The sequence below is a fragment of the Streptomyces subrutilus genome, from assembly GCF_001746425.1.
GTDB classification, from domain to species: domain Bacteria; phylum Actinomycetota; class Actinomycetes; order Streptomycetales; family Streptomycetaceae; genus Streptomyces; species Streptomyces subrutilus_A.
On sequence record NZ_MEHK01000001.1, the window covers coordinates 1,890,385 to 1,906,353 of the forward strand.

14 protein-coding genes are annotated in these 15,969 nt (G+C 74.3%); 4 read left to right on the forward strand and 10 right to left on the reverse strand.

Annotated elements, in window-relative coordinates:
* Positions 1-116: 116 nt before the first annotated feature.
* Together BGK67_RS09525 and BGK67_RS09530 are read left to right on the forward strand one after the other, a co-directional pair.
* The gene (locus tag BGK67_RS09525; RefSeq protein WP_069919672.1) at positions 117-1,502 is read left to right on the forward strand and encodes an FAD-binding oxidoreductase; all 1,386 of its coding nucleotides are present in this window, start codon (positions 117-119) and stop codon (positions 1,500-1,502) included.
* 59 nt (positions 1,503-1,561) lie between these two features.
* Positions 1,562-3,187, forward strand: coding sequence for a PucR family transcriptional regulator (locus BGK67_RS09530; protein ID WP_069919673.1), 1,626 nt, complete (start codon positions 1,562-1,564; stop codon positions 3,185-3,187).
* A gap of 730 nt (positions 3,188-3,917) precedes the next feature.
* Here BGK67_RS09530 and BGK67_RS09535 read toward each other — a convergent pair.
* From BGK67_RS09535 to BGK67_RS09555, 5 genes are all read right to left on the reverse strand, one after another.
* Positions 3,918-5,042 (reverse strand): glycosyltransferase family 4 protein, encoded by a 1,125-nt coding sequence (locus tag BGK67_RS09535; RefSeq protein ID WP_069923738.1) that lies wholly within the window; start codon positions 5,040-5,042, stop codon positions 3,918-3,920.
* A 143-nt stretch (positions 5,043-5,185) separates the two neighbouring features.
* Positions 5,186-6,919: a DNA repair protein RecN gene (recN, locus tag BGK67_RS09540; RefSeq protein WP_069919674.1), complete on the reverse strand. Its 1,734-nt coding sequence runs from the start codon at positions 6,917-6,919 to the stop codon at positions 5,186-5,188.
* A 131-nt stretch (positions 6,920-7,050) separates the two neighbouring features.
* Positions 7,051-7,992 carry an NAD kinase gene (locus BGK67_RS09545; RefSeq protein ID WP_069919675.1) on the reverse strand — a complete coding sequence of 314 codons (942 nt, stop codon included), beginning with the start codon at positions 7,990-7,992 and terminating at the stop codon, positions 7,051-7,053.
* The gene (locus BGK67_RS09550) at positions 7,989-8,804 is read right to left on the reverse strand and encodes a TlyA family RNA methyltransferase (RefSeq protein ID WP_069919676.1); all 816 of its coding nucleotides are present in this window, start codon (positions 8,802-8,804) and stop codon (positions 7,989-7,991) included. The genes BGK67_RS09545 and BGK67_RS09550 overlap by 4 nt, the downstream gene beginning before the upstream one ends.
* A gap of 7 nt (positions 8,805-8,811) precedes the next feature.
* Positions 8,812-9,054, reverse strand: a complete 243-nt coding sequence (locus BGK67_RS09555; protein WP_069919677.1) for a hypothetical protein — start codon at positions 9,052-9,054, stop codon at positions 8,812-8,814.
* A gap of 65 nt (positions 9,055-9,119) precedes the next feature.
* Here BGK67_RS09555 and BGK67_RS09560 point away from each other — a divergent pair, with 65 nt between their 5' ends.
* On the forward strand, positions 9,120-9,467 hold the full coding sequence (locus BGK67_RS09560) for an SCP2 sterol-binding domain-containing protein (RefSeq protein WP_069923739.1): 348 nt from the start codon (positions 9,120-9,122) through the stop codon (positions 9,465-9,467).
* Between the two features lie 149 nt (positions 9,468-9,616).
* On the opposite strand, the gene BGK67_RS09565 is transcribed toward BGK67_RS09560, so the two are convergent.
* Genes BGK67_RS09565 through BGK67_RS09580 form a run of 4 tightly spaced genes read right to left on the reverse strand, consistent with a single transcriptional unit; the run spans position 9,617 to position 13,643 of the window.
* Positions 9,617-10,465 (reverse strand): ABC transporter ATP-binding protein, encoded by an 849-nt coding sequence (locus BGK67_RS09565; RefSeq protein ID WP_208948674.1) that lies wholly within the window; start codon positions 10,463-10,465, stop codon positions 9,617-9,619.
* Positions 10,462-11,481, reverse strand: a complete 1,020-nt coding sequence (locus tag BGK67_RS09570) for a FecCD family ABC transporter permease (protein WP_069923740.1) — start codon at positions 11,479-11,481, stop codon at positions 10,462-10,464. The genes BGK67_RS09565 and BGK67_RS09570 overlap by 4 nt, the downstream gene beginning before the upstream one ends.
* A gap of 23 nt (positions 11,482-11,504) precedes the next feature.
* Positions 11,505-12,560: a FecCD family ABC transporter permease gene (locus BGK67_RS09575; RefSeq protein ID WP_069919679.1), complete on the reverse strand. Its 1,056-nt coding sequence runs from the start codon at positions 12,558-12,560 to the stop codon at positions 11,505-11,507.
* 48 nt (positions 12,561-12,608) lie between these two features.
* Positions 12,609-13,643, reverse strand: a complete 1,035-nt coding sequence (locus tag BGK67_RS09580; protein ID WP_069919680.1) for an HAD-IIA family hydrolase — start codon at positions 13,641-13,643, stop codon at positions 12,609-12,611.
* Positions 13,644-13,739: 96 nt separating this feature from the next.
* Here BGK67_RS09580 and BGK67_RS09585 point away from each other — a divergent pair, with 96 nt between their 5' ends.
* Positions 13,740-15,011: a DUF1015 family protein gene (locus BGK67_RS09585; RefSeq protein ID WP_069919681.1), complete on the forward strand. Its 1,272-nt coding sequence runs from the start codon at positions 13,740-13,742 to the stop codon at positions 15,009-15,011.
* 64 nt (positions 15,012-15,075) lie between these two features.
* Here BGK67_RS09585 and BGK67_RS09590 read toward each other — a convergent pair whose 3' ends face one another.
* The gene (locus BGK67_RS09590) at positions 15,076-15,948 is read right to left on the reverse strand and encodes a tetratricopeptide repeat protein (RefSeq protein WP_069919682.1); all 873 of its coding nucleotides are present in this window, start codon (positions 15,946-15,948) and stop codon (positions 15,076-15,078) included.
* Positions 15,949-15,969: the final 21 nt, after the last annotated feature.

The window sequence follows — 15,969 nt, forward strand, 5'->3', positions numbered from 1 at the left end:
CCGAGGGGCGCGTCCCTCCGCCGCCACCGCCGAAAGGCGTGGTCCTCCGCCTCGCCCCGGTGATCGCCTCCGCCTACCCTGGAAAGGTCCTATGCCCTTCTGGGAAGGGGGAGGCCATGGCGCCCCTGTCGAAGGCGGGCACGGCACTCGCCGCGCTCCGCGAGGACCTGGCCGGTGATGTCTTCGCCCCGGACGATCCGGGCTACGACGAGGCACGGTCGGTCTTCAACTCGATGATCGACCGCAGGCCCGCCGTCATCGCCCAGTGCACGAGCCCGGCCGACGTGGTGACGGCCGTACGGTTCGCCCGGGATCTGGACCTGAAGATCGCGGTGCGCGGCGGCGGGCACAGCGTGTCCGGCTCCGCCCTCGGCGACGGCGCCCTGGTGGTGGACCTGCGGCGGATGCACGAGGTCACCGTCCACCCCGCGGCCCGCGCGGTGCGGGTCGAGGGCGGGGCGACCATGAGCCACCTGGACCGCGCCTGCGCCCCGTACGCGCTGGCCACCACCGGGGGCCGGGCCTCCACCACGGGCGTGGGCGGCTTCGTCCTCGGCGGCGGCAGCGGCTGGCTGGACCGCAAGTGCGGGCTGGCCGTGGACAACCTGCTGGGCGTGGAACTGGTGACGGCCGACGGCACGGTCGTGGAGGCCACGCCCGAGGAGCACCCGGAGCTGTTCTGGGCGCTGCACGGCGGCGGCGGGAACTTCGGCGTGGCCACCGCGCTCACACTGCGGCTGCACGAACTGCCCGCCATGTCGATCGCGTTCCTGCTGTACCTGCCGGAGTACGGGCCCGAGGTGGTGCGGACCTACCGGGACGTCATCGAGGGCGGCCCGGTGGAGGCGAGCGGGGGCGTGATCTACCTGACCGGCCCGCCCGACGACGAGTTCGTGCCGCCCCATCTGGCCGGGAGGCTGATCTGCGCGGCGCTGGTCACCTACGCGGGCCCCGAGGAGCGGCTGCGGCCGCTCGCCGAGCCGCTGATGGCGCTGCCCCACGAGGCGGCGATGGTCACCGCGATCCCGTACGCCGATCTGCAGTGCATGATCGACGACCCGCCGGGGCTGCGGAACTACTGGTCGGCGGAGTACCTGACCGGGGCGCCGGACGCGTTCGTCGACGTGTTCTGCGCACGGGCCGGCACGATGCCGGTGCCGACCGGGACGCAGCACATCCTCTTCCCGCAGGGCGGCGCCATCGCCTCAGGGCCGGCCGACTACCCGGTGCCCTACCGGGACTCGTCCTGGGCGGTCCACCCGTTCGGGATCTGGGAGGACACGGCCGACGACGAGCGCTGCCGCCAGTGGGTGAAGGACGTCCGCGCCGACGTCCAGCCGTGGAGCACGGGGGCGGTCTACCTGAACTTCACCGGGGACGAGGGCTCGGACCGGGTGGTCTCGGGCCTCGGCACGGAGAACATGCGGCGGTTGGGACGGGTCAAGCGGGAGTACGACCCGGACAACGTCTTCCGCTTCAACCACAACATCCGGCCCCTCTGACGCATTCGTGACCCATGGGTGATGCGATCGGAACGGGGCGGCGGGTACCGTCCCGCGATATGGACGATCAAGGCGGAATCACGGTTCAGCGGGCACTGGAACTGCCAGGGCTGCGCAGCGGGCTGCCGGAGGTGCTGGCCTGCGCCGACCGGCTGGGCCGGACCGTCCGCTGGGTGCACGCGGGCGAGGTCCCGAACATCGCCTCGCTGCTCAAGGGCGGCGAGCTGCTGCTGACCACGGGTCTGGGCCTCGGCACCCGGCCGGCCGAGCAGCGGGCCTTCGTACGCCGCCTCGCGGACCGGGGGATCGCCGCGCTGGTCGTCGAGCTGGGCCCGCGCTTCAGCCGGCTTCCGGCGACCCTCGTGGAAACGGCCCGCGCGGCGGGCCTGCCGCTCGTGCAGCTCCACCGGGAGGTCCCCTTCGTCACGGTCACGGAAGAGGTCCACACCGAGATCGTCAATCACCACTACGCGCTGCTCCAGCGGGCCGAGGAGGTCCACCGGCGGTGTACGGAGGCCCTGCTGGGGGGCGGCGGCATCCCGCAGGTGCTGCGGATCGTGGCCGACTTCACGGGCAACCCGGTCTTCCTGGAGACCCCGGACGGGCAGCTCCTGTACGCGGCCGGCAGCTCGGCCGCGGACGCGGGCGCCGACCCGCTCCAGGTCTGGGAGGGCCTGCGCGGCCAGCGCGAGGCCGAGCCCTCGGCGAACACGGTGGTGATCGACGTACCCGGCGGAGGCCACGGCACGGGCTCGGTCCGGGCCCGGGTGGTGCTGGTCGGGGTCTCGGCCCCGCTGCTGCCGGTGCACCGGATGGCGGCGGAGCGTACGGCGGGGGTCCTGGCCGTCGTCCTGATGCAGGCCCGGCAGGAGGACGAACTGGCGGCGCGCGGCCGCGGCGACTTCCTGACCGACCTCGCCGAGGGCCGCATCTCGGCCGAGGACGCCCCCGCGCAGGCCCGCGTCCTCGGCTTCAAGCCGGGCGCGGGACCGCTGCTGCCGATCGTGATGCGCCTGGCGACGGATCCGGGCCCGTCCGGGAACTGGGCCGTGCTGGCCCGCGCGGTCCTGGAGGAGCTGTCGTCGGTCGGGGTGCCGGTGCTGCTGGGGGTGCGCCCCGTGGAGGGCCGGGTGCCCCTGCTGGTCTCGCTGCGCGCGGAGTCGGAGCGCACGGCGGTGGCGGACCGGGTGGCGGCGGCGCTGCGGGCGGGCGTGGAGCGCGCGGGCCTGGACCGGGCCTCGGCCCCGCCGGCCGTGGTCGTCGGCGTCGCGGGCGGCTGGGCGGCGGCCTCTGCGGGGCTGCGGCACGCGGCGGAGACCGCTACGGCGGCGCACGGCCTGCCGGCCCGGCCCTGGTACGACGCCCGGCGGCTGGACATCGACCTGCTGCTGTGGCGGCTGCGGGAACATCCCGACCTGGCGGCGTTCGTGGACCGCGCGATCGGTCCGCTGCGCAGCCATGACGCGGCCTCGCGCCCGCCGCTGCTGCCCACGCTGGAGACGTACCTGGCCCACGCGGGCCGCAAGGCGGAGACGGCCCGCGAGCTGCACCTCAACCGCCAGACCCTGTACAACCGCCTGGCCCGCATCTCGGAACTCCTGGGCACGGACCTGGACGACCCCGAAACGGTCCTCTCCCTCAGCCTGGCCCTCCGCGCCCGCCGCCACGCCCCGTCCCCTTCGTGACGCCCCGCTCGAAGCCTCGGCGCCGACCTCCGGCCGTACGGCGCCCGAGCGGGCTGCGGGACACCACCACCTCCGGCGCCCGGGGGCCCCGCACCTCGGCGCCGAACTCCGGCCGTACGGCCCCGGAGCGGACTGCGGGACACCACCACCTCCGGCGGCTGGGGCTCCGCACCTCGGCGCCGGACTCCGTAGGGACGGCCCCTGGGCCGGATGCCACCGCTGCCGGGGCCGGGCGCGGGGAGGCGGCCCTGCGGGGCTGATCCCCTACCCGCCCTTCCACCGTTCCCTGGGGCTCCGCCCCAGACCCCTACGGCGCTCCGCGCCTTCGCCTCAAACGCCGGCGAGGCTGAAAACCCGTCCCCGCCGACACCATCCAGCCCCGCCGGCGTTTTGAGGCGCGGGATCCGGGGGCGGACTCCCGATCTTCAAGCCCCGCCAGGGCCACCAGCGCGGGACCCGGGGCCGAGCACCGACCCTTCCAGCCCCGCCGGCGATTGCGGGGCGGGGTCCGGGGCGGAGCACCGATCTTTAAGCCCTGCCAGGGATACCAGCGCGGGACCCGGAGCCGAGTCCCGGCACCTTCCAGCCCCGCCGGCGATTGAGGCGCGGGGCCCGGGGCGGAGCCCCGAAAGACCCGCCGGGGATACCAGCGCGGGGCCCGGGGGCCGAGCCCCGGCGCCTTCCAGCCCCGCCGGCGATTGAGGCGCGGGGCCGGGCCCTGGCGGCGGCGCTACCGTCGGCCCCGCTCCGTCAGCTCGTCGTAGACGGACAGGACCTGCGCGACCGTGTCGTCCTCCGACGGCCAGGTCGCGGCCTGCGCGCGCCCCGCGGCGACCAGTTCGGCCCGGTGGCCGGGGTCGGCCAGCAGGCCGGACACGGCCGCGGCGAAGGCGGGCGCGTCCCCCGGCGGGACCAGGACGGCCCCCCGCCCCACCATCTCCGGCACGCCCCCCACCGCCGTGGCCACCAGTGGTACCCCCACCCGCAGGGCCTCCTGCGCCAGCAGGGCCCGTTCCTCCCAGCGGCTCGGCAGCACCGCCAGGTCCGCCGCCGCGAGCAGCTGCGCCGCGTCCCGGCGCCGCCCCAGCAGCCGTACCGGTAGCCCTTCCTCCACGATCCGCCGGGACAGTTCGGCCCGGAGCGGCCCCTCCCCCGCGATCACCAGCAGCGGCGGCGGTTCCAGCGTCCGCCACTCCCGGGCCGCGTCGAGCAGGACCGAGTACCCGCGGTGCTCCACCAGGCTCCCGACCGCGATCACCAAGGGCCGTCCCACCGCACCCAGTTCCGCCCGCACCTTCCCGGGCTCGGCCCCCGGCGCGGCCGCCGGCACGGCCACCGGGGCCAGCCGCGCGTCCCGCGCACCCCGCAGCCGGGCCCGGTCCACCAGGTCCGAGGAGGCGCCGAGCACCACCGCCGCGGCCCGCGCCACGTGCCGTTCCAGGATCCGGCTCAGCCGCCCGAGCGCGGCCCCGGACGCACCGGCGGCGGCCGGGGCGTCCGCGTGCCAGCTCACGACCAGCGGTACCCGCCGCCCCCGCAGGGCCAGCGCGGCCCGCATCCCGGCCCGCACCCCGTGCGCGTGCACGACGTCGGCCCCCGCGCAGGCGGCCCGCAGCGCGTTCACCGCGTCGGGCGCGAACCGCGCCCCGGCGCCGGTGAAGTCGTACTCGCCCTCCGCCTCGACGGGCGCGCACACCGTGACCCGTACCCCGCGCGCGGCGAGCCCGGTCGCGAGCGACCGCACGTGCGCGCTGCTGCCCGCGCCCGCACCGCCGCCGAGCACTTGGACGGTACGCAGCGGCGGACGCCCGTAGGGCTGTGCCGGGACGGACGGGGAGACCGGGGAGCTGCTCACGGGCCGAAGCTCCAGGGTGAGGGAGTCAGAGACGTCGCCCAGGATGCCAGTCCGCACGCGCGTTCCGGGGCCATACGGGTGCGGATCCCGTGAGAGATATCGCAGGACACCCCCGAGCGTCACCCACACGGGTTAGCGCGGCGTCAACCGCGAGCACTGTCCGCGCGGGCCGCCGCGAGGAGTTCCTCGGCGTGTGCCCGCGCCGAGACGGAGTCCTCGTGGCCCGCCAGCATGCGGGACAGCTCGCGGACCCGGTCCTCGCCCTCCAGGACGGTGACACCGCTCCTGGTGACCGATCCGTCGTTGGTCTTCTCGACGAGCAGCTGCCGGTCCGCGAACGCCGCCACCTGCGGCAGGTGCGTGACGACGACGACCTGGGCCGACTTGGCGAGCTTCGCCAGCCGCCGGCCCACCTCGACGGCGGCCTTGCCGCCGACGCCCGCGTCGACCTCGTCGAAGAGGTACGTGGGCACCGGGTCGGAGCCCGCGAAGACGACCTCCACGGCCAGCATCACGCGGGAGAGCTCACCGCCGGAGGCGCCCTTGGCGATCGGCCGCGGCGGGGCCCCGGGGTGCGGGGCGAGCAGCAGTTCCACCTCGTCCGCGCCGGAGGGTCCGTAGGCGACCGGGCGGCCGTCCACGTCCACTCCTTCGGGGTCCTCGGTCTGCCGGACGTCGATGGTCACCCGGGCGTGCGGCATCGCCAGCGAGGCCAGCTCCTCCGTCACGGCCGAGGCGAACCGGGTCGCCGCCTCCACGCGTGCGTCCGTCAGCGCCTGCGCCAGGGAGGACAGTTCGGAGCGCAGCCCGTCCCGCTCGGCGGTCAGCTCGGCGATCCGCTCGTCGTCGCCGTCCAGTTCCAGCAGCCGGGCGGCGCCCCGCTCCGCCCATTCCAGCACCGCGTCCACGGTGCCTTCGGAGCCGTACTTGCGGGTCAGCTGGGTGAGGGCGGCGCGCCGCTCCTCGACGGCGGCCAGCCGCAGCGGATCGGCGTCCAGGTCGTCGGCGTAGCCCGCCAGCTCCCCGGCCACGTCGGCCAGCAGGATGCCCAGTTCACCGATCCGCTCGGCGAGGGCGCCGAGGGCCGGGTCGTGCGAGCGTACGGACTCCAGGGCCCGGTGGGCGCCCGCGACGAGGGTGTTGGCGTCGATGCCCTCCGGGTCCTCCGGATTGCCGGCCAGCGCGGCGTGGGCCAGCTGCGCGGCCGAGGACAGCGATTCGGCGTGTCCGAGCCGCTCGGCCTCGGCCGCCAGTTCGACGTCCTCGCCGGCAACCGGTTCGACGGCCGCGATCTCGTCCAGCCCGAAGCGCAGCAGATCGGCCTCCTGGGCGCGTTCCCGGGCCCGGGTGGTGATCTCCTCGAGTTCGACGGCGACCGCGCGCAGCCGCCGGTAGGCCGAGCCGTACTTCTCCAGCGGGACGGCGACGGCGTCCCCGGCGTACCGGTCGAGGGCCTGCCGCTGCCGGGCGGGCCGCAGCAGGCCCTGCTGGTCGGTCTGCCCGTGTACGGCGACCAGGTCGTCGGCGAGCTCGCCGAGCAGGCCGACGGGCACCGAGCGGCCGCCGACGTGGGCGCGCGAGCGCCCCTCGGCGGACACGGTCCGGCTGATCAGCAGGGCGCCGTCGTCGAGCTCGGCCCCCGCCTCCTCGGCGCGCAGGGCGGCGGGCGCGTCCGGGCGCATGACGATGCGGCCCTCGACGACCGCGGCCTTGGCCCCGATCCGTACCAGGGCCGGGTCGGCGCGACCGCCGAGCAGCAGCCCGAGGCTGGTGACGACCATCGTCTTGCCCGCGCCGGTCTCGCCGGTCACCGCGGTGAAACCGGGCGACAGCTCGACCACCGCGTCGTCGATGACCCCGAGCGACCGTATCCGCATCTCCTCAAGCACGGGACGACGATACCGAGGTTTCACCAGTGCCATGTGACCTCACCCGCCGGAAGTTCTCCGAACGGACGTGCTATTGGAGGGGCGGGCGGGTTAGAGGGGCGGGCGGGTCAGGACCGGGCTCAGTGGGGCGCCCCGCGCCACCCGGACACCGGCAGCGCGAACTTCGCGACGAGCCGGTCCGTGAACGAGGCGTGGTGCAGCCGGGCGAGCCGCACCGGCACCGCCCCCCGCCGGACCTCGACCCGGGCCCCGGACGGCAGCTCCAGCATCCGCCGCCCGTCACACCACAGCACCCCGTGCGGGGTGCCGCTCTGCACCTCGACCGCCAGCACCGAGTCCGGCGAGGTCACCAGCGGCTTCGCGAACAGCGCGTGCGCGCTGATCGGCACCATCAGCAGCGCCTCCACCTCCGGCCAGACCACCGGCCCGCCCGCGGAGAAGGCGTACGCCGTCGAACCGGTCGGCGTCGCGCAGACGATCCCGTCACAGCCGAAGCCGGTCACCGGACGCCCGTCGATCTCCAGCACCACCTCGAGCATCCGCTCCGGCGAGACCTTCTGGACCGCGGCCTCGTTCAGCGCCCAGTCCCGGTGGACCACGTCACCGTTCGTGTGCACCGCCACATCGAGGGTCATCCGCTCCTCGACCTCGTACTCGCGCGTCACCACCCGGTCGACGACCTTGTCCAGGTCGTCGCGCTCCGCCTCGGCGAGGAACCCCACCCGCCCCAGGTTGACGCCCAGCATCGGCACCCCCGTGGCCCGCGCGAACTCCGCGCCCCGCAGCAGGGTCCCGTCTCCGCCCAGCACGATCAGCAGCTCGCAGCCGTCGATCACACCCGGCGTGGACTCGGTGACCAGCTCCACCTCGGGCGGCAGCGGCAGGTCGGCCGCCTCGTGCGCGAAGACCCGTACTCCCAGCCCGCTGCGCAGCAGCCCCTTCACGACCAGCTCGGCGCTCCGGATGGCCGCCGGCCGGCCGGTGTGCGCGACCAGGAAGACGGTCCGCCCCGTCGCCGAAGACGAACCCGAACCCGACCCTGAACCCGCTGAATCTGTCACTGCGGCCCCTCCGCCACTGCACGGTCAACATCCGCCGGGTCGAGTGCCGGTGCCCCCGCCCGCAGCCACAGAAAGTACTCGACGTTCCCCGAGGGCCCCGGCAGCGGACTCGCCGTCACCCCGACCACGCCCAGCCCCAGCTTCGCCGCCTGCGCCGCGACCTCGCGCACCGCTTCCGCCCGCAGCTCGGGACTGCGCACCACGCCACCGCTGCCCAGCCGGTCCTTGCCCACCTCGAACTGCGGCTTGACCATCAGCACCAGGTCCGCGTCCGGCGCGCAGCACCGTACGAGCGCGGGCAGCACCAGCCCGATCGAGATGAAGGACAGGTCACCGACGACCAGATCGACCGGAATCCCGTCGATCAGCTCGACCGTCAGTTCCCGGACGTTCGTGCGGTCCTTGACCGTGACCCGATCGTCGCTCTGCAGGGACCAGGCGAGCTGCCCGTAGCCGACGTCGACGGCCACCACGTGGGCGACGCCCGCGCGCAGCAGCACATCGGTGAACCCGCCCGTGGAAGCCCCGGCGTCCAGGGCCCGGCGGCCCTCGACCCGCAGCCCGGCGGGCTGGAAGGCCGCGAGGGCGCCCGCGAGTTTGTGGCCGCCCCGCGAGACGTAGTCCGGATCGCTGTCGTCCTTGAGGACGACCAGCGCCGCGCTCGTCTCGACCTGGGTGGCGGCCTTGGTCGCGGTGGTACCGCCCACGGTCACCCGGCCCGCGGCGATCAGCTGCGCGGCGTGCTCGCGCGAGCGGGCCATGCTGCGGCGTACCAGTTCGGCGTCCAGGCGGCGGCGTGCCACTCCTGCCACGTTCGGTTCAGCTCCTGTTTTCGTACGGTCCGGGGACGGGCGGTGCGTCCAGCGCGGTCAGCGCCTCGCGCAGCCCCCGGTGGACATCCTCGTACACCGCGAGGTGTCCGTCGGCCGCGAGGTGGTCGGCGTCCGCCAGCCGCGCCAGGTGCGCGTCCACCGCCTCGTGCCCGGTGGGCGTGCGTACGATGCCCAGCGCCGCGGGCCCGGCGGCGGTCTCGGCCGTGGGCTCGGCAGCTTCGTCGGTCATGCCCCGACGCTACCCCGAAGCGCCCCGCGACCACGCAACGGCTCTGCGGTACGGTCGTGATCACGATGGCTACGATTGATGAGTGCCGAGACGCACTCGACCGACTCTCCGACAACCTCGCCGGGGCCGACGGCGGCGTGCGCGGCGCGGCGGCGCTCGACCGCTCGCTGAGCTGCCACATCACGGACCTCGACCAGACCTTCACGGGCCGCCTCGACGAGGGCCGGATCCGGGTGGAGACGCTCACGCCCGGCCCGCCCGCGACGAAGGCCGAGATCAGGCTCGCGATGACCGGCGACGACCTGGTCGGCCTGGTCGCGGGCGACCTCAGATTCGCCAAGGCCTGGGCCGCGGGCCGAGTCCGCCTGGAAGCAGGCTTCCGCGACCTACTCCGCCTGAAAAGCCTGCTCTAGGGGCCACTCCGGCCCCGCCGGGCCGATCCCGGCCCCGCCGGCGTTTGAGGCGCGGGGTCCGGGGCGCAGCCCCGGCAGCGGCGCCGCACCCGCGAAACGGCGTGAGCCCGACCACCCCCACGACACGGCGTGAGCCGAACCGGCCCCCGCTACACCGCGTGAGCGACCCGCCGAGCCGCCGGAATCACCAGCGGCGTCCCCGTCTCCGGGTCGGCGATGATCTGGCACTTCAGCCCGAACACCCTCTCCACCAGCTCGGCGGTGACGATCTCCCCCGGCGCGCCCTCCGCCACGACCTCCCCGCCCCGCATCGCGATCAGATGCGTCGCGTACCGGGCCGCGTGGTTCAGATCGTGCAGCACCGCCACCAGCGTCCGCCCCTGGGTCTCGTGCAGCTCCGCGCACAGGTCGAGCACGTCGATCTGGTGCTGGATGTCCAGGTACGTCGTCGGCTCGTCGAGCAGGAGCAGCGGTGTCTGCTGCGCCAGCGCCATCGCGATCCACACCCGCTGCCGCTGACCGCCCGACAGCTCGTCCACGGCCCGGTCGGCGAGCTCCGCGACCCCGGTCGAGGCCATCGACTCCATGACGATCCGCTCGTCCTCGGGCGACCACTGGCGCAGCAGCCCCTGGTGGGGGTAGCGCCCGCGCGAGACCAGGTCGGCCACGGTGATGCCGTCCGGCGCGATCGAGGACTGCGGGAGCAGGCCGAGGGTCTTGGCGACCTTCTTCGCCGGCATCGACCCGATGGCCTGCCCGTCCAGCAGCACCCGCCCGGCGGACGGCTTCAGCATCCGCGACAGGGCGCGCAGCAGCGTCGACTTGCCGCAGGCGTTGGGGCCGACGATCACGGTGAAGGAGTGGTCGGGGATCTCCACCGACAGGTTCTCGGCGATGACCCGCTGGTCGTAGCCGAGGGTCACGTTCTCCGCGGTCAGCCGCTGCACTTGGGTACTCCTCGGGTTCCGGAACATCGCGGTCGTGGTGGAGGCGGTCATATGCGTCCCGCCTTGCGCTCGGTGACCAGCAGCCACAGCAGGTAGACGCCGCCGACCAGCCCGGTCACCACGCCCACCGGCAGCTGGTCGGTGCCGAAGGCCCGCTGCGAGGCCCAGTCGGACACCAGCAGCAGCACCGAGCCCATCAGCGCGGCGGTCAGCAGGTTCGCGCCGGGCGAGCGGGTCAGCCGCCGGGCCAGCTGCGGGGCGGCCAGCGCGACGAAGGAGATCGGCCCGGCCGCGGCGCTCGCCGCCGTGGTGAGCAGGATGGCCGCGAGCATCAGCAGCAGCCGGGTGCGTTCCACCCGTACCCCGAGGGCGTACGCGGCGTCGTCGCCCATCTCCATCATCCGCAGGGCCCGGCCGTGGCCGAGCACCAGCGGGAAGAGCACCGCGCAGACCGCGAGCAGCGGCCACACCTGCGCCCAGTCCCGGCCCGCCAGCGAACCGGTCAGCCAGACCATCGCCCGGGTGGCCTCGACCATCTGGGCCTTCGTGATCAGGTACTGGATCAGGGCGATCAGGATCGCGGAGGCACCGATGCCCACCAGGACCAGCCGGTACCCCTGGATCCCCTGCTTGTAGGCCAGCAGGTACACGGCCAGGCCGGCGAGCAGGCCGCCGAACAGGGCGCCGACGGCCACCTCGGTGGCGCTGCCCTTGAACAGGATGATCACGACGAGCGCGCCCACCGCCGAGCCGTAGCCGAAGCCGAGCAGGTCGGGCGAGCCGAGCGGGTTGCGGGAGACCGACTGGAAGACGGCCCCCGCCATCCCGAGGGCCGCGCCGACCAGCAGGGCGACCAGGACCCGCGGCAGCCGCAGGTCGTTGACGATGAAGTCGTTGGCCGCAGTGCCGTTGCCCAGCAGGGTCTGTACGACGTCCCACGGCGCGATCCGGAAGTCTCCGGTGCCGATGAGCACGACGGCCAGCGCGAGCGCGGCGACGGCCAGCAACGCCCCGGCGGCCAGGGCGCGCCGCTCGACCCGCAGCGAGACCCCGCCGGGAAGGTTCATCCGACGGGCTTTGGCGGTCGCGGTCACAGCTGGGCCATCCTCTTGCGCCGAACCAGGTAGATGAAGACGGGGCCGCCGATGAGGGCGGTGACGATGCCGACCTGGAGTTCGGCGGGACGGGTCACGACCCGCCCGACCACGTCGGCGCCGAGCAGCAGCACGGGCGACAGGACGGCCGAGTAGGCGAGCACCCAGCGCATGTCGGGTCCGGTGAACGCCCGCACCATGTGCGGGATCATCAGCCCGATGAAGACGATGGGCCCGCAGGCGGCGGTGGCCGCACCGCACAGCAGGGTGATGGCGAGCATCGCGCCGACGCGGGTCCGCGTCAGGTTCGCGCCGAGCGACCGGGCGGTGTCGTCGCCCATGGCCATCGCGTTGAGCGGCCGGCCGAGCGACAGCGCGAGCACCGCGCCGACCAGCAGGAAGGGGGCGACCTGGCGGACGGTGTCCATGTTGGCGGAGGCCAGCGACCCCACCGTCCAAAAGCGCAGCTTGTCCAGCGCCTTGCTGTCCATCAACTGCACGGCGTTGATGTAGCCGACCAGGGCCGCACTGGCCGCCGTACCCGCCAGCGCGAGGCGCACCGGCGTGGCGCTGCGGCTGCCGCCGAGCACGTAGACGACGACGGAGACGAGGGCCGCGCCGAGGAAGGCCCACCACACGAACTCGCTCAGGGAGCTGGCGCCCAGGAAGCTGATCGCGGAGACGACGGCCGCCGCGGCACCGGCGTTGACGCCGAGGATGCCGGGCTCCGCCAGCGGGTTGCGCGTCAGCGCCTGCATGACGGCGCCCGACAGGCCGAGCCCGAGCCCCACCATCAGCCCGAGCAGGGTGCGCGGCACCCGCAGGTCGCGCACCACCACGTCGGAGGGTGTCCCCGAGTAGTGGAACAGGCCGTGCCAGACCTCGTCGAGCGGCATCTGCTTCGCGCCGACGGCGATGCTCACCACCGCGATCAGCGCCAGCACCGCGAGGGCGCCCAGCAGACCTGCGGCACGCGCGCCGTGGCGCGGACGAGCGGCGGCGGCCGGCGCCGCGCTCTGTTCGGGGGGACTCTCGGGACTCTCGACCAACACGGAGGTTAGGCTAACCTACCCTGCGCCTTTTCAGATCATCCGAACGACCTACAGCCCCAGCCGGACCAGGGCCTTCTCCGCGTCCAGCCCGCAGACCCCGTCCCCGGCCGCCGTCCAGGCCGCCGCGCACAGCGCCCGCAGCCCGTTGACCGGATCCCCGTCGCCGCCGCGCAGGTCCAGTTCCCCGTCCAGCGCGACAGCGGTCCATCCTCCGCAGCGGAACCCGGCACCGTCCGCCGCCACCTCGGGCTGCCCGGTGAGCAGCCCCCGCAGATCCCGGTCCACGTACGTCGGCCGGTGCCGGGGCTCGGCCCGCACCAGCTGCTTCGCGTCCGTCACCCCGGTCAGCACCAGCAGCGAGTCCACCTCGCCGTTGAAGGCGCCCTCGATGTCGGTGTCCAGCCGGTCCCCGACCACCAGCGGCCGCTTCGCCCCGGTCCGCAGCACCGTCTCCCGGTGCATCGGGGGCAACGGCTTGCCCGCCACCTGCGGCTCGGCGCCCGTCGCGATCCGTACGACCTCCACCGCGGCCCCGTTGCCCGGGGCGATCCCCCGCGCCCCCGGAATCGTGAGGTCCGTGTTGGAGGCGTACCAGGGCACCCCCCGGTTGATCGCGTACGAGGCCTCCGCGAACCGCCCCCACGCCAGGTCCGGTCCCCCGTACCCCTGCACGACCGCCGCGAGCCCCTCCTCCTCGGCCGACTCCACCGGCACCAGCCCGCGCTCGCGCAGCGCGACCCGCAGCCCCTCCCCGCCGATCACCAGCACCTTGGACCCCGGAGCCACCTGCTCCGCGATCAACCGGGCCACCGCCTGCGCCGAGGTGATCACCTCGGCCGGCTCGGTCGGCACGCCCAGCTCGCCCAGGTGCCGCGCGACGGCGTCCGGAGTCCGCAGCGCGTTGTTCGTGACGTACGCGAGGTGCATCCCGTCGGCCCGGGCCGCCGCGAGCGACTCGACCGCGTGCGCGATGGCCTCCCCGCCCGCGTAGACCACTCCGTCGAGGTCCAGCAGAGCGGTGTCGTAAGCCTGGTGGAGGCTCCGCTCGCTCGGCGCGGGGCTGGTCCTGCTCTGCCGGGTCATCTGTCCGCTCCTCATACGTTTTCGCACGACCGATCTTGTCCGGATCCGAACTCCCCCGATCATCCCGCATCCCGAGACGGGTCTTACCATGCACCAATGACCACATCTGGTACCGCGGACCGAGGGCTGCGCCTGATCCCGTTCCACGGCCTGCGCTATGTCCCGGAGCGTGTCGGCAGCCTCGCCGCCGTCACGTCACCGCCGTACGACGTGGTCGTGCGCCCCGACGGAGTCGACCACCTCGAATCCGCCGACCCGCACAACATCGTCCGGCTGATCCTCCCGCAGGCCGGCACCCCCGCCGCCCGCAACGAGCAGGCCGCACGCACCCTGCACGACTGGCTGGCCCAGGGCATCCTCACCGCCGACCCCGAGCCCGCGCTCTACGTCTACGAACAGCGCCGGGCCGGCCTGCTCCAGCGCGGCATCATCGGCGCCCTCGCCCTGTCCAGCGCCGACGCCGGCATCGTCCTGCCCCACGAGGACGTCATGCCGGACGTGGTCACCGACCGCGCCGGTCTGATGCGGGCCACCTCGGCCAATCTCGAACCGCTCCTCCTCACCTACCAGGGCGACGACCCCGGCACGGGCGCGGCGGCGGTCGTCGAACGGACCGCGCGCAGCGCGCCCCTGCTGTCGACGACCACCGAGGACGGCTTCCAGCACCGCCTGTGGGCCATAACGGACCCGGCCGAGCTGGCCACGGTCACCGCCGACCTCAGCCACCGCCAGGCCCTCATCGCCGACGGCCACCACCGCTGGGCGACGTACCTGCGCCTCCAGGAGGAGCACGGCTCCCCGACCCCCTGGGACTTCGGCCTGGTCCTCCTCGTGGACACCGTCCACTACCCGCTCCAGGTCCGCGCCATCCACCGGATGCTGCGCCGCCTCCCCGTCCGGGACGCCCTGGCCGCCCTGCACGGCAACTTCCAGGTCCGCCCGGTCGAGGGGCCGCTCCCGCTGGCCCTGGAGGCCCTCTCGGACGCCGCGGAACGCGGCAACGCCTTCCTCCTGACCGGCGACGGCGGCTTCCACCTGGTCACCGACCCCGACCTGGCCCTCCTCGACCGCACGGTCCGCCACGACCGCCCCGAGGCCTGGCGCCGGCTGGACGCCACGGTCCTGCACGCGACGCTGCTCGACACCCTGTGGGGGATCCCGGACGCCCCCGACCAGATCACCTACATCCACGACGCGGCGGCCACGGTGGCGATGGCCGAGCGGCACGGGGGCACCGCGGTCCTGCTGCACCCCGTACGGGAGGAAGTCGTACGGGACCTGGCCCGCCAGGGCGTCACCATGCCGCGCAAATCCACCTCCTTCGGCCCGAAGCCGGCCACGGGCCTGGTGCTGCGCGGCCTGGACTGACCCGTCCCGGACATGCGGAAGGGCGGTACCCCGGTCGGGGTACCGCCCTTCTTCACGTCACGGCTCAGGCCTTGTCGCGGCCCGCGTCCCGCTCGTCGTCCTCGTCGTCCTCGACGACGACGATCTCGTCGGTGGCGTCGAAGTCGGCCTCGGACTCCTCCAGCGGCTCGTACTCGTCGTCGTCCTCGTCGTAATACTCGGCGACGTCGGTGGCCCGCTCGGCCGCGGCGACCTCGGCCGGGTCCTGGTCGTCCTCCTCCTCGTCCACGTCCACATCGTCCTGGACGCGGTCGTCGGCGAGGTCCACCGAGGCGTCGACGAACTCGACGCCGTCGAGCTCGGCGAGACGGTCGGAGGCGTCGGTCGACCCGTCCTTGTCCGCCTCGAGGGTCTTGCCGAACCACTCGCGCGCCTCGTCCTCACGACCGGCCGCCAGCAGGGCGTCGGCGTAGGCGTACCGCAGGCGCGCGGTCCAGGGCTGGATGGAGTGGGAGGCCAGCTCCGGGCTCTGCAGGGTCACGATGGCGGCTTCGAGCTGCCCCTGGTCACGGCGGGCACCGGCGGCCACCAGCCGCATCTCGACCTGACCGGCCTTGTCCAGCTTCTGCACCTCGGGCTCGCCGGCCATGGCCAGCGCCCGCTCCGGACGGCCGAGGCCGCGCTCGCAGTCGGCCATCACGGGCCACAGCTCGACGGAGCCGGTCATGCGCTTGGCGGCGCGGAACTCGGCGAGCGCCTCGTTGTACTTCTGCGTGGCGTACGCGGCGAAGCCGGCGGCCTCGCGGACGGCGGCGACACGGGAGGCCAGTCGCAGGGCGATGCGCGAGTACGCGTACGCCTGCTCCGGGTCCTCGTCGATCAGCCGCGCGACCATGACGAGGTTCTTGGAGACTTCCTCGGCCAGACCCTTGGGCAGGCTCAGCAGCTCCTGACGCACGTCGGCGTCGATCTCGAGGCC